A 20430-nucleotide genomic window follows, 5' to 3' on the forward strand; every position below is an offset into this window, starting at 1 on the left:
TTGAGTGAAGTGAACTGGAAAGAAGAAGTGCTCAATCGAAAAGAATTGTTAATCGACGACTTAAAAGGACTTTTGAGTATTGAGAGTGTCTTAGATGAAGAGAATAGTACGGAAGATGCTCCATTTGGTTCTGAAGTGAAAGAGGCACTTGATTATATGCTTGGTTTAGGGAAACGTGATGGTTATGAAACAAAAAATGTCGAACAGGTTGCAGGTCATTTGGAGTTCGGACAAGGCGAAGAAGTAATCGGTATTTTATGTCATGTTGATGTTGTGCCAGCGGGTAAAGGCTGGACCTCGCCTCCCTTCACACCGGATATTCGGGAAGGAAAGATGTTTGCTAGAGGAGCTATTGATGATAAAGGACCAACGATTGCGGCTTACTGGGCTATGAATATTGTGAAGGAACTTTATCCTGATCTATCAAAAAGAGTTCGAATGATCGTTGGTACTGATGAAGAAAGCTCATGGCGATGTGTCGATACGTATTTTAAGCACGAAGAAATGCCAACAATGGGCTTTGCACCTGATGCGGTGTTCCCAATTATCCACGCCGAAAAAGGAATTGCGGACTTTGAGTGGATCTTTCCTGTAATAGAGGAAAAGAAGGAACCGTTCATTCTTCACTCTTTCCATTCTGGTCAGCGGTTGAATATGGTGCCAGATTATGCGATCGCAGAATGTGAGAGCAGTGAAGATCAATTACTTGACGTCAAAAAGGCATTCGAGCTATTTTTAACTGATAAAGATCTTAAAGGCAATGCAACGCTAGATAAGCAGCTAACGCTGGAGATCCATGGCGTATCGGTTCATGGCTCTGCGCCTCATGAAGGGGTGAACGCAGCATTTCGTTTAGCTGAATTTTTAGATGAATTGATTCTTGATCAAGGTGGAGACGCTTATATTAGCTTCATTACAAAATGGTTAATGGATGATTTTTCTGGAGAACGATTAGGGGTTTCTTGCAAAGATCACATCACTGGAGCGTTAACCATGAATGCAGGTACCTTTGAGTACAAAGCGAATCAGCAGGGTAAAGTTGGTATGAATCTTCGCTATCCTGTCACATGTGACTTTGATGTTGTGAGGCAAACGTTTGAAAAGATAACTGCACCAATGTCAGTGAAAATGGATGTGATCGATCATATGACCCCACATCATGTGCCGCAGGATCATGAGTTAATTCAAAAACTTCAACAGGTTTATGAGAAGCAAACTGGCGAACAAGCTAAGCTTCTGTCGATTGGAGGAGGAACGTATGCACGTTCTTTACAAGCTGGAGTCGCATTCGGTGCTCTTTTTGAAGGGAAGCCCCAATTAGCTCATCAAAAAGATGAGTATGTGGAGATCGATGATTTGTTGCGAGCAGCAGCGATTTATGCAGAAGCGATCTATGAGCTTGCAAAATAAAAGAATGAGCGCCATGCCAGTACTGGCATGGCGCTCACTAGTTGGGGTTCTAGAATGTTATTTCTCCCGGCATCTTATAAAGAGCTGAATAAATCACTTGATAAATAACGTTCACCAGAATCACACGTCATTGTCACGACAACCTGGTTAGGCGATAAACGCTCAGCCACTTGCATTGCTGCAAAGACAGCAGCACCCGAAGATGGACCTACAAGCAATCCCTCATCTCTAGCTAATTTGCGCGTCACTTCATAGGCTTGTTCATCAGTAATTTGAATGATTTCATCATAAACTGATGTATTCAGAATATCAGGTATGAACCCAGGGCTTGTCCCTACAAGCTTGTGTTTCCCTGGCTTTCCGCCGGATAGAACAGGGGATCCCTCTGGTTCCACAACATGTACAGTAAGGTCAGGGAAATGTTCCTTTAGTACTTCACCTGTCCCTGTGACAGTTCCACCTGTTCCTGCAGTTGAAATAAAGGCAGCCGGAGTGACCCCAAGGTGCTTCATGGCATCTACTATTTCAAGCGCTGTTGAAGTTCGATGGGCATCTGGATTAGCGGCATTTTCAAATTGCATTGGGATAAAGCTATTTTCAATGGTTTCAGCAATTTCTTTCGCTTTTTTGATTGCCCCAGGCATTTTCTCAGAAGATGGTGTAAGCACAACTTTTGCACCGTAGGCTTTTAGAAGCTTGATGCGTTCTTGTGTTGCGTTATCAGGCATGACAATAATAGCAGGGTAACCTTTTGCAGCAGCATTCATAGCAAGGCCGATGCCGGTATTGCCGGAAGTTGGCTCAATGATTGTAGAACCTTCGGTAAGCAAGCCATCTTCTTCTGCTTTTGCAATCATATTATACGCCGCACGGTCCTTCACGCTTCGACTTGGATTAAAGTATTCGAGCTTAGCGTATATCTTGGCGCCATTAGGATTTGGGATTCGATTTAATTTGAGTAAAGGCGTATCGCCAATAAGATCGGCCATATTTTCATAGATCATGTAAGCACATCCTTTTCATACAAGTTAAGGTTAACTTTCCTAGTTTATTGGTCAGTATAGAAAGTAAAAGTGGGGAATCGTTCCCTTTAGACATTGTTTTCTAATACTGTTCCCCATTATAGCAAAAGATAAATCTTTCGTAATAAGATCGAGCTTATGAACGAAAAAAGATTAGATTATTCAGATTGTTTGGTAGAATAGAAAAAGGATAGAAGGAGTGGACAAGTTGAATACCCATTACTTTATTGCCCTCCCCATCCAACCACATCTTAGAAAGACACTTCAAGAGATTCAGATGAAGACTCGGTTAGCTTTATTTAAGCATATCGTTTATCCTGAAGATTTTCATATTACGGTGGCTTTTTTAGGCGTAGCGGATGAAAGGCAATTGACTGTGTTACATGAAGGGTTACAAAAGGTGGCAGAATTCATGCAACCTTTTAAATTAGAAGTTGAAGGGCTAAATTACTTTGGTTCCGAAGTTCGACCACGCGTGCTTTATGCTGATGTTAAACGATCGGATCAATTGGATAAGCTCCATGAAGAAATTGTCCGAATTTGTCAGTTGGCAGGATTTTCACTTAAGGAAAGTGAATACTCCCCACATGTGACACTTGCAAAAAAATGGTACGACCCTACTAAAGAAATACAGCCTAACTGGCCAACACTTAACTGTGAATGTCAGGAAGTATCGAGTGTGAATTTGTATCAAGTAGCACCCGACGAAACCCCAAGGTATAAAGGTGTTGCGACTTATGAGTTCACAACTAAATAAATACATGATTATTACATTGCAAATTGTTCTTTTGTTTGGTTTTTATCTGGTGGGGGGATTTCTCCAAACAACATTTGCACTTCCTGTGCCAGGGAGTGTCGTCGGCATGCTCCTTCTACTCATTGGACTTTATTTAAAATGGATTCCAATTCAATGGATTTCTAAAGGATCATCCGCATTATTGAATCATTTGCCGTTATTATTCGTGCCAGTCACGGTTGGCATTATGCAACACCTCGACTTCTTTAGTGGTAAGAGTCTCTGGTTAGTTCCAATTGTCCTCTTCAGTACGTGGATCGTAATGGGGATAACCGGGCTGCTTGGACAGTTTCTTGCTAATCGAAAGGAGTGGGGCAAATGATGCTACTGCAAATGGTTTTTTGGCTATTCATCACAATCTTACTATACGTTGTTTTTCGCCGACTCTATCAGTTACTACCTTATCCCTTTATGATCCCTGTCTTAACGTGTACGGTCGTTCTGGTTATTGTTTTAAAATCATTTGATGTTTCGTATGATACCTACTTCAGTGGTGGGAAATGGATTGATGCTTTACTAGGACCAGCTATCGTTGCATTAGCTTTTCCACTATACCAGCAAAGAAAATTACTTAACAAGTTTAAAGTTGAGATCCTTGCAACGGTTTTAACAGCAAGCCTTTTAGGAATATTGTCTGGATATTGGTTAGCGATTGTGAGTGGATACAATGAAAAGATTGTGTCGACCATTATTTCTAAAAACGTGACAACTCCTGTTGCGATGGAAGTGGCTAGTATGACCGGGGGAGAACCCGCTTTTGCCGTTATATTTGTGATGATTGCTGGAATTGGTGGCGCGGTAACTGGGCCATGGTTATTTCAACTCCTTGGCATATCGAACTTTCTTGGAATTGGGATGGCTTTTGGGGGGGCGTCCCATGCGATCGGTACAGCAAAAGCTCTTGAATATGGTCAGAGAGAAGCGGCAATTAGCTCAATCGGGTTAAGTTTATGTGCCCTATGTGTATCGATACTCGGCCCGATTATATTAAAGTGGGTTTCTTGAATTATTTTATAAAACAAAGGTCAAAAAGCAATTTTATAAATAAGATAGGTAAAGAAAAAGGTTGTAAGCATCTCAGCAAAGGATGGGATTCAGATGATACGAGATTATTCTGCATATAACAAAGTGAGCCAGGCTTTTACAGCCTATTGGGATGATTTTCATACCATTACGGTAATGGCTAATATCTCGTTAGATGTAAAGGATGCCTACACCCTTACTGATGGCCATTTAGACATCCCGATTGAAGTGAAAGAAAACTCAAAAATGGGTAAGAAGAGGCTGATTTCCTTACACGTCAAGCACGAGTATATTCCAGGTAATAACTACTACCTTATTCACTCTACTGGTGAAACCAGTCTTGTTTATACTGGGAAAGTTGTCAGAACTGATTTGTTTGATGAACGCTATTATTACGATGGAGAATTAGGCGCTCTATTAACTGATCGGGGCACGATCTTCCGAGTGTGGGCACCAACGGCAACAGAGGTTATTGTTAATATCTATAATGATTCCTTTCAAAAAATAAAAGAATTGCCCATGTTAAAGAAAGAGTGCGGGGTGTATGAAGGATCATCAGCTGAAGTATCGGAAGGGGCTCTATATACTTACAGTGTAAATGTAAATGGAGAATGTCGAGAAACCATTGATCCATATGCGAAAGCGGCTACTTCAAACTGCAAGTTTGGAATGGTGATCAATCCTTCTCATACGAATCCAGAGAATTGGAATCCTTACAGTAAACCTTCATTTGCGAAACCTTCAGACGCGATCATATACGAATTACATGTAAGAGACTTTAGTGCACAAGCAAAAAGCGGACTGAAAAATAGAGGGAAGTATAAGGCATTTACTGAAGAACCGGCTGATAAAGATGGTATTCCATCAGGTATTAACTATATAAAATGGCTGGGGGTTACACATCTGGAACTTCTTCCTATTCAGGATTTTGGAAGTGTAGATGAGACGAAAGTCCCTCCGTCCTATAATTGGGGATATGATCCAATTCATTATTTTGTACCTGAAGGTAGCTATTCACTAAACTCTCATGAACCATATACCCGTATTCGAGAAGTGAAAGAAATGATTCAGAACCTTCATGAAAAAGGATTAAGGGTTATTATGGACGTTGTTTTTAATCACGTCTATCAGCTCCATGCCTCTCCTTTAGAAAAACTTGTTCCTGGCTACTATTTTCGATTTGATCATGGTGGAAAGCCTTCGAATGGCACGGGGGTAGGGAACGACACGGCATCAGAAAGAAAAATGATGAGAAAATTAATTGTTGATTCGGTTGTTTATTGGGCGAAGGAATACGGAATTGACGGTTTCCGCTTTGACTTAATGGGCATTCATGATAAAGAAACAATGAATGAAGTACGATATGCTCTCGATTGTATCGATCCAACGATACTTATTTTTGGTGAAGGTTGGCATATGAACACGATTTTACCTGACCATCGAAAAGCGATGAGCGCTAATGCTCGTGAAACCCCTAGGATAGGCTATTTTAACGATCATTTTCGTGATTCTGTCAAAGGCAAGTTATTTGATACACGCTCGACTGGCTTCGCAAATGGAAACTTTTCAGTTAAAGAAGAGGTAAAGAAGTGTATAATGGGGAGTGTTGAGGATAAATTTATTACGGCATCTCAGTCCATAAATTATGTAGAATGTCATGATAACCATACGCTTTGGGATCGCTTAAACCGGAGTCATCCAGGAGTAAGCGAGGATATCAAACAGCGTATGCATCGTCTAGCGACGGCCATCACCATTCTTTCACAGGGGATTCCTTTCATTCATGCAGGACAGGAATTTTTCCGCACAAAAAATGGAGTGGAAGATAGCTATAAATCACCTGATAAAATTAATCGCTTTGATTGGCAGAGAATGAGAGCTGTTCAAGCAAACGTCAAGTATATTCGAGGTTTAATTTCAATTAGAAATCACTTTGATGCATTTCGAATGGCGGAACGACACGAAATGAATCGGATTTCTTTTATTGATTCACCAGGTCCAATTCTGGCCTATCGTATCCATCAAGAACATTCTTCAGAATCCATTGTAGTGGTTCATAACGGTGGATTCCATGACGATATTATTGATATCGGAGATGGAGAGAAATGGATTCTTGCAGATGGAGAAGAAGCAAGCGTAGAGCCGATCAGAAAAACAGGGGAAAAAGTGCTCTCTGTTGCGCCATTTAACACAATTATTTTAATAACAAATGATTAACACATGAAGATTTCGTCAACGTGTGTTATAATTTTTTATTCGTAGACGGTTTTTAGCTAAGTCCGGAGAACAAACCGCTAAAAACGCAAAACTTCCAGAATCTACAAACTAACGGAAATCGAAGGTGAATTTGTTGGATAACATTTTAGGCGAAGGCTGGCAGGTGACGCCTGCTGGCGGAGCGACAGGCGAAGCATACTTAGCTCAATATGGAGACGAGAAATTATTCCTAAAACGGAACTCCTCGCCTTTTCTGGCTGTTTTGTCGGCGGAAGGAATTGTACCGAAACTTCTCTGGACCAAGCGACTTGAGAATGGAGACGTTATTACAGCCCAAAAGTGGTTGCCGGGGAGGGAACTGAAGTCCCATGAAATGAAGCAGCCGCGAGTGGCGCAAATGCTTTATAAGATTCATCGTTCTTCAGAGCTTCGAAGGATGCTTAATCGTCTCGGAAAAAAACCCTTGTCACCAGACATTATTTATCAAGATTTGCTACAGAAATTTGAGAATCACCATCGCAGAGATGTTGAAGTCATTCGAGCGCTTTCTTATCTCGCTGCCAATAAGAATGACCTTGAGAACGTGGAGAAGGTTGTCTGTCATTGTGATGTTAATCATAATAATTGGATGTTTAGTGAGGAAGGAAATCTATACTTGATTGATTGGGATGGAGCGGTTGTGGCTGATCCCGCATTAGATATCGGGATGCTCTTATATTGGTACCTGCCTAAAGAAGAGTGGGGAGAATGGCTCACTCATTATGGATTGGAGAATACAGAAAGCCTGCGCCACCGCATGTATTGGTATGTAGTAGCACAGACCCTTCTGTCTATCTATTGGTATGATCTAAAAGGATTGAATGGGGAAGTTGAATTCTGGAAAAAAGACTTAGAAAATTTGAATCACTATCGACTTATTGATACCGATCAATAGTTTCAACCCACTGGCTAAGATGAGGCTGGTGGGTTTCAATATGGCTTAATAAATTCGATTCGGTTGCTCCAGTGGCACTATATTGTTGAATTTGACTAAGGACCTGCTTGATTTCTGGTGCAACCCCGTCATTTTGCTGTAGTGCTGTTGCCAGACGCTGAACTTGCTCACATTCTGAAGACGTTCCTGTGCAGTCAATGTGATGGTTTTTAAGTATGTCGGCCAGAATGAAAAGCTGATCTCGGTGTGAGAGTGGCATGAGTGTTCCTCCTTATTTGTACTATTAAGTAGCGTGTACATGTAAGAAGGAATTATGCTGTTTAACGCATGAAAAAACACGGATTTCTCCGTGTTTTTAATTTACTTTCATTACTTTGTATCACCTTTTGCTCCCCAGCCGAAAAGCGCAACAATGGAAACAATGATCACAATCCAGGGTGCCCACATGATAAGAAAATGTTCCATTTTTTCACCCTCCTCTCTCTCTATCATAACTGATCAGGTCGAAGTCCCTCCATTCCTTTTTAACAATCTGACTACTTTTTTTTACCCATCCCTTCATCTTTCTATTCTTAAGAATTCATGGTAAAATGTCGTTTGTGTGATTACGGTGAATAGACAATAAGGAAGTGAAAGTATGCGTCAACGCAATAAGCCGTGGGCAGCAGATATGTTTGCTGAAAACCCACAGTTCGTTCCAACTAACCCTATTGAAAGAAAAGGGAATTGGAAAGACGTTTTCCAGAATGATCATCCCATTCATCTTGAAGTTGGAACGGGAAAAGGTCAGTTTATTATTGGTATGGCGAAGCAGAATCCTGATGTGAACTTTATTGGATTAGAGTTATCGTCGAGTGTAATGGTGTCGGCTCTTGAAAAATTAATTGAAGAAGATGTGCCGAATGTTCGGTTATTGAACGAAAATGCACAGGATCTTCAATCCCTTTTTGAAGAAAATGAAGTAAGTCGAATTTATTTAAACTTTTCGGATCCGTGGCCAAAAAATCGCCATGAGAAAAGAAGATTAACATATAAGACGTTTCTGGACTTGTATCGTGTTGTGATGAGTCCAACTGGTGAAGTTCATTTTAAAACAGATAACCAGGGGTTATTTGAATACTCTCTTCATAGTTTTTCTGCATATGGTATGACGTTAAATCAGGTCAGTCTTGATTTGCATACAAGTGATATGGAAGATAATGTTATGACTGAGTACGAAGAGAAATTTTCATCAAAAGGAAGCAGGATTTATCGATGTGAAGCTAAATTCCGATTATGAGTCGTTTCGTACGGCTCTTTTTTTTATTGTTATTGAAAGCGATTTCTTTTAGTGAGAAAATAGATATTATTGTAGAAAGGGGTTTTGTCATGGAACAGTTACAAGTAGGAACACTATCAGTAACTTGGCTTAGAGGTGGTGTTACTCATATGGACGGTGGGGCAATGTTTGGAGTTGTGCCAAAACCGCTTTGGAGCAAGAAATATCCTGTCAATGAGAAAAACCAGATCGAGCTTCGAACAGATCCGCTGTTGCTTCAATGGCAAGGGAAGAATATCTTAATTGAATCAGGGATTGGGAAGGGGAAGTTGACCGAGAAGCAGAAAAGGAATTATGGCGTTGAGGAAGAGGCTGATATACATGCCTCTCTTAAAGAGCTAGCGTTATCAGTGGAGGATATCGACATGGTTCTTATGACTCATCTGCATTTTGATCATGCAAGTGGCTTAACTGAACCGGATGGAGATGGTTATAAATCCACTTTTCCAAATGCCGTGATTTATGCCACAGAAGTAGAATGGAACGAAATGAGAGAACCTAACATTCGTTCGAAAAATACATATTGGAAAGAGAACTGGGAAGTGATTCAACATCAGGTACAAACATTTAAAGAAACGTATGAAGTGCTTCCTGGTTTGAATTTGCATCATACTGGTGGGCATAGTAACGGTCATGCGATTATCACGATAAAAGAAGGGGACGAGTATCTCATCCACATGGCAGACCTTATGCCAACTCATGCTCATAAAAACCCTCTCTGGGTACTTGCATACGATGATTATCCAATGACATCCATTTATGCGAAAGAAAAGTGGATTTCTGATGCTGTATCTCAAAACGCCTGGTTTATTTTTTATCACGATGCTAGTTATCGTGCTCTTAAATGGAACGAGTCTTTTGAAATAACGAATGAAATAAAACGGAATAGCTGATTTTAAGAAAGACTGCCGAACGGGTAGTCTTCTTTTTTTTGGGTCCAACTGAATGGAGAAACGGTAATTGATGTGGTGAACAACCTGAATGTATTTGATCGCTTTTGAGTGTTTTTGAATAAAATTGAACGAAAATGATTGACTTATGAAAGTGCTTTCATTATACTGTGAATAGAAAGTAGGTGATGATTTGTTAAATGCTGAACGTCATTTCATCATTTTACAAGTTCTTAAGGAAAAGGAAACGGCCACTGTTCATGATTTAAGTGAAGCGACAGGAGCATCTGTTTCGACCATTCGACGCGATCTTGTTCAATTAGAAGAAGAGAATAAGTTGAAACGCGTTCATGGAGGAGCTTCGCTGTTTCGTTCAAAGTGGACAGAACCTTCACTTGGTGAGAAATCAACTCAGAATATGACAGAAAAAGAGAAAATTGCATCTTATGCAGCTGGATTGGTAAAAGATGGTGATTGTATTTTTGTTGATGCCGGAACAACAACTCAGAAGATGGCTCCGTTCTTACAAGATAAAGAGGTAATTGTTGTTACTAATGGTTACCAGGTCATTGAAAACCTGCTCGCAGAGGGCATTACGACTTATGTGATTGGCGGGAAATTTAAACCAAGAACAGGGGCTATGACAGGTGCAAAGGCACTTGAAAGTATTGAGACGTATCGGTTCGACAAGTGCTTTATCGGGATTAACGGCATTCATGATTCGTTAGGCTATACAACGGCGGATCCAGATGAAGCCATCATTAAACGAGCAGCGATTAAGCTTTCACGCGATGCCTATATTCTAGCTGATTATTCGAAAATTGGTGAAGCAGCTTTTAGTAAAGTTGCGGATATTGAAGCCTGTACGATTATTACAAATGAACATCCTGAAACAAATTATGATCAGGTGAGCAAACATACAACAGTAGAAGTGGTGAAGATATGATCTATACAATTACGTTAAATCCATCAGTCGACTATATTGTACGACTGGAAAATCTTAAAACAGGACTCGTTAATACGGTAGACGAAGAGATGAAAATCGCAGGGGGAAAAGGTGTTAATGTGACGAAAGTTCTAAAACGCCTTGGACATGAATCAACAGCATTAGGGTTTGTTGGCGGATTTACGGGTCAGTTCATTGAACAGTCGTTGAAAGAAGAAGCTCTTCATTCTAACTTTATTCATGTAAATGGCGACACACGCATTAACATTAAGTTGAAAAATGAAGAGGAAACAGAAATTAATGGTTTATCTCCAGAAATAACAGAAAGTAATATTGAGCAATTATTTACTCAACTTTCGCAAACTGTTGCAGGTGATATTGTTGTCATGGCTGGGAGCGTCCCTTCAAGTGTTGATCAGACGATCTATTCTCGTATTCTTCGGTCACTACCAGATGGCGTACAGGCAATTGTTGATACTAAAGGAAAAGCATTAAAGGAGGTAGTAAGAGCAAAACCGTTTTTAGTAAAACCGAACCACCATGAACTAGGCGATTTATTTGATGTTGACATTACTTCAGTAGCGGAGGCGGTCAAATACGGTAAGAAAGTTCAAGAAATGGGCGCAAAGAACGTAATTGTTTCAATGGCAGGGGATGGAGCTGTATTGCTTACAGCTGATGATGTTCTGTTTGGTAATGTCCCAATCGGTAAAGTACAGAATTCAGTTGGAGCAGGGGATTCAGTCGTAGCTGGTTTTCTTAGTAAATACATCGAAACTGAGAACTTGAAAGAAGCATTCCAATCGGGGATCGCTGCAGGAAGCGCGAGTGCATTTTCAACTGGTTTTTGTACAGCAGAAGAAGTTCAAGAGTTAAGAAAGCAAATTACGGTTCAACCATATGAAGAAATGGGAGGTAGGGGTATATGAGAATCACAGAATTATTAACAAAAGAGACAATGATTCTGAACCTTGAGGCGAATTCAAAAGATCGTGTGATTAATGAGCTGTCTGAAAAACTAGAGAGAGCAGGCAAATTGCAGGACCTTAACGCGTTCAAAAAAGCAATTCATGCGCGTGAGAAGGAGAGTACGACTGGGATTGGAGAAGGCATTGCGATTCCTCATGCCAAAACTGCGGCAGTAAAGTCACCAGCAATCGTATTTGGTCGTTCTAAAGCTGGTATTGACTATCAATCTCTTGACGGTCAGCCTGCGCATCTGTTCTTTATGATCGCTGCGACTGAAGGTGCAAATCAAACGCACCTTGAAGCACTATCAAGACTATCTTCATTTTTAATGGATAACGAATTCCGTAAAGGACTTCTTGAAGCAAGAACAGAAGAAGAGGTTTTGCAAGCGTTTGATCAGAAAGAAGAAGAAAATGCTGACGAAGATGAAGCAGAAGAAACAACTGAAGTGACTGGAAAAATCCTAGCTGTAACAGCATGTCCTACGGGAATTGCTCATACGTATATGGCTGCAGATGCTCTGAAAGCGAAAGCATCTGAAATGGGCTATAGTGTCAAAGTTGAAACAAATGGTTCAGGTGGCGTAAAAAATCGTCTGACTGATGAAGAGATTGAAAAGGCACCTGGTATCATTGTTGCCGCTGACACAAAGGTTGAAATGGAGCGTTTTAAAGGAAAGAAAGTGATCGAAGTTCCAGTAGCAGAAGCCATCCGAAAGCCGGCTGTTTTACTAAAGCAGGCAGCAAATGGTGATGCTCCCGTTTATAAATCTTCTGGATCATACGAAGATCAGATTAGTGAGAAGAAGAATGAAAGAAAAGGAAAGCAATCAGCTTTCTACAAGCACTTGATGAACGGTGTTTCGAATATGCTGCCGCTTGTAGTTGGTGGCGGTATATTGATAGCCCTTTCATTTATCTTTGGCATTAATGCTGCTGATCCAGATGATCCAAGTTACAATGCATTTGCAGCAGCACTTAGCACTATTGGCGGTGGCAACGCCTTTGCTCTTATGATTCCAGTCCTTGCAGGATTTATCGCAATGAGTATTGCCGATCGTCCTGGTCTTGCTCCTGGTCTCGTTGGTGGTTTAATGGCTTCTACGAACGGCGCGGGTTTTCTTGGTGGACTTATTGCAGGTTTCCTTGCTGGTTATGCTGTTCTTCTTTTGAAAAAGCTTTTCTCTGGACTTCCACAGTCGCTTGAAGGGCTAAAGCCGGTCCTGCTTTATCCACTGTTTGGCATATTTATCACTGGAATTATCATGATGTATGTGGTAATTGAACCTGTAGGTGCTCTTAATACAGGACTTGAAAACTGGTTAAGTGGTATGGGTACAACAAATAAGCTCCTTCTTGGTTTAATTCTAGGTGGCATGATGGCAGTAGATATGGGAGGTCCGATTAATAAAGCAGCCTTTACATTCGGTATCGCGATGATTGATGCAGGTAACCTTACGTATCATGCAGCGATCATGGCAGGCGGTATGACGCCACCACTAGGACTTGCGCTTGCTACGACACTCTTTAAAAATCGTTTTAATAAAACCGAGCGTGAAGCTGGAAAAGTGGCATACGTGATGGGGGCTTCTTTTATCACGGAGGGTGCCATTCCATTTGCAGCAGCCGATCCAGGACGAGTTATTCCTTCTATTATTGTGGGCTCTTCCGTTGCAGGGGCGTTAACGATGTTGTTTAATATTGCTTTACCAGCACCACATGGCGGAGCTTTTGTGATTTGGTCTGTTAATAACATCTCGTTAACTCATATTTTGCTTTACATCCTTGCTATTGTCATTGGTACAATTGTTACGGCTTTGATGGTCGGAATATTAAAAAAATCAAAACCACAAGTGCAAGCATAAGGTAGATAAGAGGCTCTGAATCGGAGCCTCTTTTTCCTATTTATAAATAAAAAATGTGAAGGAATCATTTAAAACACTTTCATAAGATGCGAACCTTTTTCCGCTTTATGGTAAATGAGCGCTCTTGATGAGAGAGGTTGAGAGAGCGTGAGAAGCCATATATGTCCATCTCAATCATATAGTTTACGTTGAGATTCAAATGATAACGTTTTCACTGGGTATCTTGCGCTTATGCTCATTTCTTGTGGTTTAAAGGTTGAAGGGGAAAGGATGCAGTGTTAGTATAAATGACCGTAGATGATTTTTCGGAAAACCAAAGGAGGCAATCATGCTAGAAAATAAAACCGTAACGTTTATCGGAGCGGGTTCAATGGCAGAGGCAATGGCTGCAGGAATGATTGAGTCAGGTACTATTGAACCTGAACGTATTATAATGACAAACAGAAGTAATGAACAACGTCGTCAAGACCTTATGGAGAACCACGGCGTATTGGCGACGCAAAGTATAGAATTCGCCGTTCGTGAGGCTGATGTTGTTATCCTTGCAATGAAACCTAAAGATGTTGAACGTGCACTAGAGGGGATTGAGAACTTTATCACGAATGATCAACTTCTCCTATCTGTTCTAGCTGGCGTCCCATCCTCCTATATTGAGGAGCAATTGGATGGAGAACAACCAGTCATCCGCGTTATGCCGAACACATCAAGTATGATTGGTAAGTCAATTTCTGCTCTTGCAGCAGGAAAGCATGTAAGTGATGAGCAGGTTACAATGGCTCGTGCCCTCATACGTTCAATAGGAGAAACAGTTGTTATCGAAGAAGAGCAAATGGACGTATTTACAGGCGTTGCGGGTAGCGGACCGGCTTATATCTATTATGTTATTGAAAGCCTCGAAAAAGCAGCAATTGAAGGTGGAATCGAAACGGAAACAGCACGAAAAATGGCTGTTCAAACTGTGCTAGGTGCAGGTATGATGGCCGAGCAATCAGAAGATTCTCCTTCAGCATTAAGAAAGAAAGTGACTTCTCCTAATGGTACAACTCAAGCAGGTCTTGAAGCTTTGTATGATAATGGTGGGGGAGAAGCTTTTGCAGCAGCTGTTGAAAATGCAGCAACGCGCTCAAAAGAAATAAGTACTCAATTTGATAAAAAGCCAGTAACTCAGTAAGGACCGGTGTTTACCGGTTCCTTTTTTTGTTAATAAACCTTTAAGGAGGGGTATCGTAACAAGAATGGATGATCTGTCCCCTATTTCCTCGTATTGGATGTTCTTTTCTTCAAAATGTTAGTAGAATAATAGAAGGAATATGATATGATAAGAATTGGATAATTTGTTTGATAGAGGAGGAAAAAATGATGAAAAAAGGAATTTTTGCACTTCTTGCTGTATTTTTAATCGCATTTCCTTTCGCAGGCACAGCTGCACATGCTGAAGCGGATGTCAGTAATGAAGTAAAGAAGGGCGTAGCTGGTTACCTTGGGGAAGAACACTATGACTATGACAAAGGTTCTCTTAAAGTTGTAGAAGCGGAAAATCTCGAAGTCGATAGCTCAGCAGATAAGGATTTTAGTAAAGTTTCCATGATGCTTGTCGAGTTTACAACCGTTCGTGACAACATTTTCTTTGAAGATCATACTCAGGTCCTTTTCTATGATACAGAAGCCAATGCGATCATCCCGGATTCAAAAGTATTGGATATTGAAAAAGCGAAGGAATATAAAGATAGTCATGCAGACGTTACAGGTGAGCACCTTCATATGAGCGTTATTCTTTTCCTAAGTGCGATCATGCTCGTTGGCCCGGCAATTCTTGCGTATCTGTGGTCTAAAAATAAATATTCAACGCTACGCTTTAAATTGCAAAATAACGTTTATGACACCAATACCACTTTTTAACGAACGAAAATAAAAGTAACATCCCCGTGCCTTGTGCACGGGGATGTTTATTTAGTCAGATAATGTTCGTTTGTTCTTGCAAAAGATGAACTGTTTTCTACTGAGCTTGTAATTCTACTAATGTACCTGTTTCAGCATCTACCATAAATTCAAGTTGCTGAAGTTTCCCCTCTTTCTCACAAGTGAGACCTCCCGCATATACAGTATAAGGAAGATTAAATTTCTCTACTGAATCCGTTTTCATATGAATCCAAGACCCTTTCACCGTATAAACGGGTTTAACCGCACCTTTCACTGCTTTTAATGCTTTTTCAGGTGAAATATACGTTCTTTTTGAAGCGATGGTCGATGCTGTAAGTGCGGCGGCTCCTGCTCCAATTAGGGCTCCAACTAACAAATCTTTAGTTCTCATTGATCAAGATGCTCCCTTCTTCAAATGGCCAATTTCTTTTCCTTCTTAAGTATATCTGAATTTTACCCTTGTACCAAATGTTTCTATCGAAAATCCACGACACTAGCAACAAGCAACCAGATTCGATACAATAGGAAGAGACGAACGATGGAAGGGGATACATATGAAAAAAGAAACGTTGTCACTTTTTAAAACGTTAACAGAACTACAAGGTGCACCGGGTTTTGAACATGATGTTAGAAAATTTGTGAAAAGTGAAATCAGTAAGTATACAGATGAAATCATTCAAGACAATCTTGGAAGTGTTTTTGGGGTGAAGCGGAATGACGGCCCCCGAGTGATGGTAGCAGGGCATATGGATGAAGTTGGATTTATGGTTACATCCATTACAGAAAATGGGATGATTCGTTTTCAAACCCTGGGTGGATGGTGGAGTCAAGTTCTTCTTGCTCAGCGTGTCCAGGTGATGACGAAGAACGGACCAATTCCCGGTGTGATTGGATCAATCCCACCACATTTGCTTGATGATGCGACTCGAAATAAACCAATGGCAATTAAAAACATGCTTATCGATATTGGTGCTGACAACAAGGAAGATGCCGAACGTATTGGTGTTAAACCAGGACAGCAAATTGTTCCTGTCTGTCCCTTTACTCCTATGGCAAATGAAAAGAAAATTATGGCGAAAGCCTGGGACAACCGTTACGGTGTAGGTTTAGCGATTGAACTATTGAAAGAACTTCAAAATGAAGAGCTGCCAAATGAGCTCTACTCAGGTGCTACTGTTCAAGAAGAAGTTGGTCTACGAGGAGCACAAACCGCAGCAAATATGATCAATCCAGATCTTTTTTATGCGCTTGATGCAAGCCCTGCGAACGATATGACTGGAGATAAGAATGAATTTGGTCAGCTTGGTAAAGGTGCGCTTCTACGTATTTATGATCGCTCAATGGTTACGCATCAAGGATTAAGAGATTTTATCCTTGATACTGCTGAAAGTAATGAAATTCCATATCAGTATTTCATATCTCAAGGAGGAACGGATGCGGGACGCGTTCATCTTTCAAATAATGGCGTTCCTTCCGCTGTAGTAGGGATTTGTTCAAGGTACATCCATACTTCTTCTTCCATGATCCACGTAGATGATTATGCCGCTGCAAAAGAATTGCTCATTAAATTAGTGAAATCAACAGATCAAGCAACGGTAGATAGCATTAGAAGTAACGTGTAAGTAATAGGGGCCGAAAAGGCTCCTTTTCTTATGATGGCTTTTTTCAAACAACATTAGTGGAGGCATGCTATATGAATCAAATAGTAGTCGGATCTCAGAATCCCGTAAAAATTAACGCTGTAAAAGCTCACTTTCATGGAGAGGTAATAGGAGTGGATGTTGATTCGGGCGTCGCTGATCAGCCATGGGGAGATGAAGAGACGCTTCTAGGGGCAAAACAACGGGCAAGAGCCGCACTGGATAAAGGTGAGGCTAGTATTGGGATCGGTCTTGAAGGTGGAGTTCAGGTTATAGAGAATATCTTATATGTTTGTAATTGGGGAGCTCTTGTTGATAAACATGGCGCTGAAATCATTGCTGGAGGGGCGAGGTTTCCCCTTCCAGAAAACATTAAAAAGAAGATGGAGGAAGGACAAGTATTAGGTCCAGTTATTTCGGAGTATGCCAGTCGAGCGGATGTAAGCAAAAAAGAAGGCGCCATTGGCATTTTCACTGATGGCACCGTTTCAAGAACAGACATGTATGAGCATTTAGTCTCTTTATTATTTGGTCAATATCAATTTCAACTGCGTTAATTTGTTTCAAAAATATAAGATAGTGCTTTTAAAGCCTGGTCTGTGTTTTCAACAGTAACTTGCGCTTTATTTGAGAGTTCTTTTAGTGGATGGTGAAGGGATTCAGGGCGAATAAGAATAAGTGGTTTTTGAAGTGTGATCGCCGTAGCTGCATCCATTGCGCTATTCCACTGTTTGTAATTCTCGCCAAAAAGAGAAATGACTACGTCAGATTTTTGAAGTAAGACGTGTGTTCGAAGATTGTTGATTTCAGATGCCGCTTCATCTTTGAAAATCTTATTTGGCTGCTCGCCTTTAATCTCTTCGCCGATATTATCAGATCGCTCATGATTTTCCATAGGCCCAACAAATTGAATCGGTAGTTCCATCTTAATGGCCTTTTCTTTCAGTTCGTTTCGCCAATCATCGTGAATTTGCCCAGCAAGGTAAACAGTTAATTCCATGCGTAACGCCTCCTTTAAAATGGTCACGCCATTATTGTAGCATGGTTTTTTCATTTATTCCCAGTAAAGAGATTAAAGAAGGTGTTTGACCGCTTCACCTCGTGCAAGAAGAAATAATGTGTATACTAAAACAGAACAATCCGTTTGAAGGGAGAAACAGATGAAGGAGTTATTACAGAAAAAAGGCATTACGCTTTCTCCACGTGTGTACTTCATAACAGCGCTTAGCTATATGGCGCTGGGACTTTTTTCTTCACTAATTATAGGTTTAATTATGAAAACCATAGGATCTCAAATTGCCGCGCTATCCTTCTTCATTCCAATTGGGGAGCTTGCGATGAGTTTAATGGGACCTGCAATTGGCGTTGCCGTTGCATATGGTCTAGGTGCACCTCCACTCGTTTTGTTTGCAGCTATTCTAGCTGGGGCAGCGGGGGCTGAACTTGGTGGTCCTGCTGGCAGCTATGCGGCTGCCCTAATTGCTGCTGAAGTGGGTAAACTTGTGTCGAAGTCAACTAAGCTCGATATTATTGTTACGCCATTAATGACGATCTTTGCAGGCTATGGAACGGCTACTCTTATTGGACCGGGAATCCAATCGCTTCTTACAAACTTTGGTGCACTGATTATGTGGGCAACAGAACAGCGTCCGATCATAATGGGCGTTATTGTCGCGGTACTGATGGGACTCGCCCTTACCGCACCTATTTCGAGTGCTGCCATCGCCATCATGCTCGGATTAGAAGGCATCGCAGCTGGAGCAGCGACGATTGGTTGTGCCGCTCAGATGGTAGGATTTGCAGTGAGTAGCTATCGAGAAAACGGAGTAGGCGGATTCATTGCCCAGGGAATTGGGACGTCTATGCTCCAGGTTGCAAACATTGTACGGAATCCGTGGATTCTAGTTCCTCCAACGGTTGCAGGAGCGATCCTTGCTCCGATTGGAAGTGGCTGGCTTTCACTATTAAATAATCCTTCGGGTGCCGGGATGGGTACTAGTGGTTTCGTTGGACAAATCATGACGCTAAACGAGATGGGGACGGGAGGAGATATATGGATTGCGATTCTGATGTTGCATTTTGTTGGACCAGCAATGATAAGTCTGCTAATATCCGAGATAATGAGGCGAAAAGGATTAATTCGTCCGGGAGATATGAAGATACAAACAGATTAGAACGAGGAGGACGAACATGAAGAAATTTGAAAAACATGAAGACTACTTAAATGCAATTAAAGAAGGAAAATCCGTTCTGCTTTTTTCAGCAGATTGGTGTCCTGATTGTCGAGTAATTGAACCATTTCTTCCAGAACTAGAAGAAGAATATCATGAGGTTGATTTTTATTACGTCGACCGTGATGAGCACATTGAATTGTGTCAGGAAATGGATGTGTTTGGTATACCAAGCTTTGTTGCATTTAAAGATGGAGAAGAAACCGGACGTTTTGTAAGTAAAATGCGAAAAAGTAAAGAAGAAATTGAAGAGTTTCTTACAAGCGTGAACTGATTCGTGTTAAGAACGTGGGTTGGTGATTTGAGCCGAGAATGGTAATAGATCATCACTATGATGCGTGAATAAAGTAAAGGTATCATTGAACAAAGCTATGCCTGGCATAGCTTTGTTTTTTTATTCCGTTGTTTCATGGTATGATAAGGTGACATCTTCGTATAGGGTGGTGAAAATATGGAACCAAAAGATATGAAAAAATTGCTCGAAAAACGTCTTCAGCAAGAGGATCGTGAGCTTACATACAATCAAAAAGAAGAAAAACTAAGAGTAGAAGACCGTTCTACCGGAAAAGGAATGAGTCTTGGACTTAAAGGACTCGCTGCAAAGTATGAAGAACGAGGCGAGAAGATCCTTGATGAAGTGGTCCATCATGTTGAAGAAACCTTAAAGGTAATGAATGAAAAGCATGAACTAACCGGTAAGGAGAATCAGATCTTTCCGGTCATTCGTTCAGGCTCATTTGCATCTGAGACGGAAGGTGGGGTTCCGTTTGTGTATGAGGAGCATACTGCGGAGACGCGAATTTATTATGCTCTTGATCTAGGGAACTCCTATCGACTAATTGATCAAGAGTGGCTCGAGAAAGAAGGTTGGACTAAGGAAGCCTTGCATGAAGTTTCACTCTTCAATTTAAGAGGATTGTCTACCGATGTAAAAGCAGATACCGTTGCTGGAAATACGTTCTATTTTCTAAATACGAATGATGGCTATGATGCAAGTCGGATTTTAAATGATTCTTTACTCGAACGTATGGCTAAAAAGGCAAAGGGTGAATTGGCTGTAGCCGTTCCGCATCAAGACGTCCTTGTGTTCGCCGATATTGAAAATGAACGTGGCTATGATGCGCTTGCCCAGTTAACGATGCATTTCTTTTCAAGTGGTCTCGTTCCTGTAACGGGTCTACCATTTATGTATGAAGATGGAAAGCTAGAGCCAATCTTTATCATGGCAAAAAACAAACCAAAAAAATAAT

General features: G+C 40.9%; 23 protein-coding genes. 18 read left to right on the plus strand and 5 right to left on the minus strand.

Annotation, left to right across the window (positions count from 1 at the left end; translation table 11 throughout):
• Complete coding sequence (gene pepV / locus LC090_RS05880) at positions 1–1410, plus strand: dipeptidase PepV (RefSeq protein WP_226656185.1); 1410 nt, start codon at positions 1–3, stop codon at positions 1408–1410.
• A 74-nt stretch (positions 1411–1484) separates the two neighbouring features.
• On the opposite strand, the gene cysK is transcribed toward pepV, so the two are convergent.
• A complete protein-coding gene (gene cysK / locus LC090_RS05885; RefSeq protein ID WP_226656188.1) occupies positions 1485–2414 on the minus strand; it encodes a cysteine synthase A in 930 nt (309 codons plus the stop codon).
• Positions 2415–2640: 226 nt separating this feature from the next.
• Here cysK and thpR point away from each other — a divergent pair, with 226 nt between their 5' ends.
• The 5 genes from thpR (at position 2641) to LC090_RS05910 (ending at position 7402) form a co-directional block, all read left to right on the plus strand.
• The gene (thpR, locus tag LC090_RS05890; protein WP_226656190.1) at positions 2641–3189 is read left to right on the plus strand and encodes an RNA 2',3'-cyclic phosphodiesterase; all 549 of its coding nucleotides are present in this window, start codon (positions 2641–2643) and stop codon (positions 3187–3189) included.
• The gene (locus LC090_RS05895) at positions 3170–3550 is read left to right on the plus strand and encodes a CidA/LrgA family protein (RefSeq protein ID WP_226656193.1); all 381 of its coding nucleotides are present in this window, start codon (positions 3170–3172) and stop codon (positions 3548–3550) included. The genes thpR and LC090_RS05895 overlap by 20 nt, the downstream gene beginning before the upstream one ends.
• On the plus strand, positions 3547–4233 hold the full coding sequence (locus tag LC090_RS05900) for an LrgB family protein (RefSeq protein ID WP_226656195.1): 687 nt from the start codon (positions 3547–3549) through the stop codon (positions 4231–4233). The genes LC090_RS05895 and LC090_RS05900 overlap by 4 nt, the downstream gene beginning before the upstream one ends.
• Before the next feature lie 93 nt (positions 4234–4326).
• Positions 4327–6468 carry a type I pullulanase gene (pulA, locus tag LC090_RS05905; RefSeq protein ID WP_226656197.1) on the plus strand — a complete coding sequence of 714 codons (2142 nt, stop codon included), beginning with the start codon at positions 4327–4329 and terminating at the stop codon, positions 6466–6468.
• A gap of 124 nt (positions 6469–6592) precedes the next feature.
• Entirely contained in the window at positions 6593–7402 is an 810-nt protein-coding gene (locus tag LC090_RS05910; protein WP_369522722.1) for a phosphotransferase, read from the plus strand.
• Here the strand turns inward: LC090_RS05910 and LC090_RS05915 are convergent.
• Together LC090_RS05915 and cydS are read right to left on the minus strand one after the other, a co-directional pair.
• Entirely contained in the window at positions 7383–7661 is a 279-nt protein-coding gene (locus LC090_RS05915; protein ID WP_226656201.1) for a YtzH-like family protein, read from the minus strand. The genes LC090_RS05910 and LC090_RS05915 overlap by 20 nt on opposite strands.
• A gap of 110 nt (positions 7662–7771) precedes the next feature.
• Positions 7772–7867: a cytochrome bd oxidase small subunit CydS gene (gene cydS / locus LC090_RS22245; protein ID WP_373560766.1), complete on the minus strand. Its 96-nt coding sequence runs from the start codon at positions 7865–7867 to the stop codon at positions 7772–7774.
• Positions 7868–8039: 172 nt separating this feature from the next.
• Here cydS and trmB point away from each other — a divergent pair, with 172 nt between their 5' ends.
• The 7 genes from trmB (at position 8040) to LC090_RS05950 (ending at position 15288) form a co-directional block, all read left to right on the plus strand.
• A complete protein-coding gene (trmB, locus tag LC090_RS05920; RefSeq protein WP_226656203.1) occupies positions 8040–8681 on the plus strand; it encodes a tRNA (guanosine(46)-N7)-methyltransferase TrmB in 642 nt (213 codons plus the stop codon).
• 89 nt (positions 8682–8770) lie between these two features.
• Positions 8771–9613 carry a YtnP family quorum-quenching lactonase gene (locus tag LC090_RS05925; protein ID WP_226656205.1) on the plus strand — a complete coding sequence of 281 codons (843 nt, stop codon included), beginning with the start codon at positions 8771–8773 and terminating at the stop codon, positions 9611–9613.
• A gap of 190 nt (positions 9614–9803) precedes the next feature.
• Positions 9804–10556: a DeoR/GlpR family DNA-binding transcription regulator gene (locus LC090_RS05930; protein WP_226656208.1), complete on the plus strand. Its 753-nt coding sequence runs from the start codon at positions 9804–9806 to the stop codon at positions 10554–10556.
• Complete coding sequence (gene pfkB / locus LC090_RS05935; protein WP_226656210.1) at positions 10553–11485, plus strand: 1-phosphofructokinase; 933 nt, start codon at positions 10553–10555, stop codon at positions 11483–11485. The genes LC090_RS05930 and pfkB overlap by 4 nt, the downstream gene beginning before the upstream one ends.
• A complete protein-coding gene (locus tag LC090_RS05940; RefSeq protein ID WP_226656212.1) occupies positions 11482–13389 on the plus strand; it encodes a PTS fructose transporter subunit IIABC in 1908 nt (635 codons plus the stop codon). The genes pfkB and LC090_RS05940 overlap by 4 nt, the downstream gene beginning before the upstream one ends.
• 328 nt (positions 13390–13717) lie before the next feature.
• Positions 13718–14560, plus strand: coding sequence for a pyrroline-5-carboxylate reductase (gene proC, locus LC090_RS05945; protein ID WP_226656213.1), 843 nt, complete (start codon positions 13718–13720; stop codon positions 14558–14560).
• A gap of 185 nt (positions 14561–14745) precedes the next feature.
• Positions 14746–15288, plus strand: coding sequence for a hypothetical protein (locus tag LC090_RS05950; RefSeq protein WP_226656214.1), 543 nt, complete (start codon positions 14746–14748; stop codon positions 15286–15288).
• Between the two features lie 97 nt (positions 15289–15385).
• Here LC090_RS05950 and LC090_RS05955 read toward each other — a convergent pair whose 3' ends face one another.
• Complete coding sequence (locus LC090_RS05955) at positions 15386–15700, minus strand: PepSY domain-containing protein (RefSeq protein ID WP_226656215.1); 315 nt, start codon at positions 15698–15700, stop codon at positions 15386–15388.
• Between the two features lie 163 nt (positions 15701–15863).
• Between LC090_RS05955 and LC090_RS05960 the strand changes: the two genes are divergently transcribed.
• Together LC090_RS05960 and LC090_RS05965 are read left to right on the plus strand one after the other, a co-directional pair.
• Entirely contained in the window at positions 15864–16931 is a 1068-nt protein-coding gene (locus LC090_RS05960; protein ID WP_226656217.1) for a M42 family metallopeptidase, read from the plus strand.
• A gap of 71 nt (positions 16932–17002) precedes the next feature.
• Positions 17003–17506, plus strand: coding sequence for a DUF84 family protein (locus tag LC090_RS05965; protein WP_226656219.1), 504 nt, complete (start codon positions 17003–17005; stop codon positions 17504–17506).
• Here the strand turns inward: LC090_RS05965 and LC090_RS05970 are convergent.
• The gene (locus LC090_RS05970; protein ID WP_226656221.1) at positions 17503–17949 is read right to left on the minus strand and encodes a YtoQ family protein; all 447 of its coding nucleotides are present in this window, start codon (positions 17947–17949) and stop codon (positions 17503–17505) included. The genes LC090_RS05965 and LC090_RS05970 overlap by 4 nt on opposite strands.
• Positions 17950–18109: 160 nt before the next feature.
• On the opposite strand from LC090_RS05970, the gene LC090_RS05975 reads away from it, so the two are divergent.
• From LC090_RS05975 to LC090_RS05985, 3 genes are all read left to right on the plus strand, one after another.
• Entirely contained in the window at positions 18110–19123 is a 1014-nt protein-coding gene (locus LC090_RS05975; RefSeq protein ID WP_226656223.1) for a PTS transporter subunit IIC, read from the plus strand.
• A gap of 16 nt (positions 19124–19139) precedes the next feature.
• Positions 19140–19454 carry a thioredoxin family protein gene (locus LC090_RS05980; RefSeq protein WP_226656225.1) on the plus strand — a complete coding sequence of 105 codons (315 nt, stop codon included), beginning with the start codon at positions 19140–19142 and terminating at the stop codon, positions 19452–19454.
• A 177-nt stretch (positions 19455–19631) separates the two neighbouring features.
• Entirely contained in the window at positions 19632–20429 is a 798-nt protein-coding gene (locus tag LC090_RS05985) for a DUF1444 domain-containing protein (protein ID WP_226656227.1), read from the plus strand.
• Position 20430 lies beyond the last annotated feature (1 nt).

This window comes from Guptibacillus hwajinpoensis, assembly GCF_020524165.1.
Lineage (GTDB): Bacteria > Bacillota > Bacilli > Bacillales > Guptibacillaceae > Guptibacillus > Guptibacillus hwajinpoensis_D.

What these genes read in the sequence shown, in the direction of transcription:
- cysK (WP_226656188.1), bottom strand. Translation starts at nt 2,414, where the DNA reads ATGATCTATGAAAATATGGCCGATCTTATTGGCGATACGCCTTTACTC.
- LC090_RS05895 (WP_226656193.1), top strand. Translation starts at nt 3,170, where the DNA reads ATGAGTTCACAACTAAATAAATACATGATTATTACATTGCAAATTGTT.
- LC090_RS05900 (WP_226656195.1), top strand. Translation starts at nt 3,547, where the DNA reads ATGATGCTACTGCAAATGGTTTTTTGGCTATTCATCACAATCTTACTA.
- pulA (WP_226656197.1), top strand. Translation starts at nt 4,327, where the DNA reads ATGATACGAGATTATTCTGCATATAACAAAGTGAGCCAGGCTTTTACA.
- LC090_RS05915 (WP_226656201.1), bottom strand. Translation starts at nt 7,661, where the DNA reads ATGCCACTCTCACACCGAGATCAGCTTTTCATTCTGGCCGACATACTT.
- cydS (WP_373560766.1), bottom strand. Translation starts at nt 7,867, where the DNA reads ATGGAACATTTTCTTATCATGTGGGCACCCTGGATTGTGATCATTGTT.
- trmB (WP_226656203.1), top strand. Translation starts at nt 8,040, where the DNA reads ATGCGTCAACGCAATAAGCCGTGGGCAGCAGATATGTTTGCTGAAAAC.
- LC090_RS05925 (WP_226656205.1), top strand. Translation starts at nt 8,771, where the DNA reads ATGGAACAGTTACAAGTAGGAACACTATCAGTAACTTGGCTTAGAGGT.
- pfkB (WP_226656210.1), top strand. Translation starts at nt 10,553, where the DNA reads ATGATCTATACAATTACGTTAAATCCATCAGTCGACTATATTGTACGA.
- LC090_RS05940 (WP_226656212.1), top strand. Translation starts at nt 11,482, where the DNA reads ATGAGAATCACAGAATTATTAACAAAAGAGACAATGATTCTGAACCTT.
- proC (WP_226656213.1), top strand. Translation starts at nt 13,718, where the DNA reads ATGCTAGAAAATAAAACCGTAACGTTTATCGGAGCGGGTTCAATGGCA.
- LC090_RS05950 (WP_226656214.1), top strand. Translation starts at nt 14,746, where the DNA reads ATGATGAAAAAAGGAATTTTTGCACTTCTTGCTGTATTTTTAATCGCA.
- LC090_RS05955 (WP_226656215.1), bottom strand. Translation starts at nt 15,700, where the DNA reads ATGAGAACTAAAGATTTGTTAGTTGGAGCCCTAATTGGAGCAGGAGCC.
- LC090_RS05960 (WP_226656217.1), top strand. Translation starts at nt 15,864, where the DNA reads ATGAAAAAAGAAACGTTGTCACTTTTTAAAACGTTAACAGAACTACAA.
- LC090_RS05965 (WP_226656219.1), top strand. Translation starts at nt 17,003, where the DNA reads ATGAATCAAATAGTAGTCGGATCTCAGAATCCCGTAAAAATTAACGCT.
- LC090_RS05970 (WP_226656221.1), bottom strand. Translation starts at nt 17,949, where the DNA reads ATGGAATTAACTGTTTACCTTGCTGGGCAAATTCACGATGATTGGCGA.
- LC090_RS05975 (WP_226656223.1), top strand. Translation starts at nt 18,110, where the DNA reads ATGAAGGAGTTATTACAGAAAAAAGGCATTACGCTTTCTCCACGTGTG.
- LC090_RS05980 (WP_226656225.1), top strand. Translation starts at nt 19,140, where the DNA reads ATGAAGAAATTTGAAAAACATGAAGACTACTTAAATGCAATTAAAGAA.
- LC090_RS05985 (WP_226656227.1), top strand. Translation starts at nt 19,632, where the DNA reads ATGGAACCAAAAGATATGAAAAAATTGCTCGAAAAACGTCTTCAGCAA.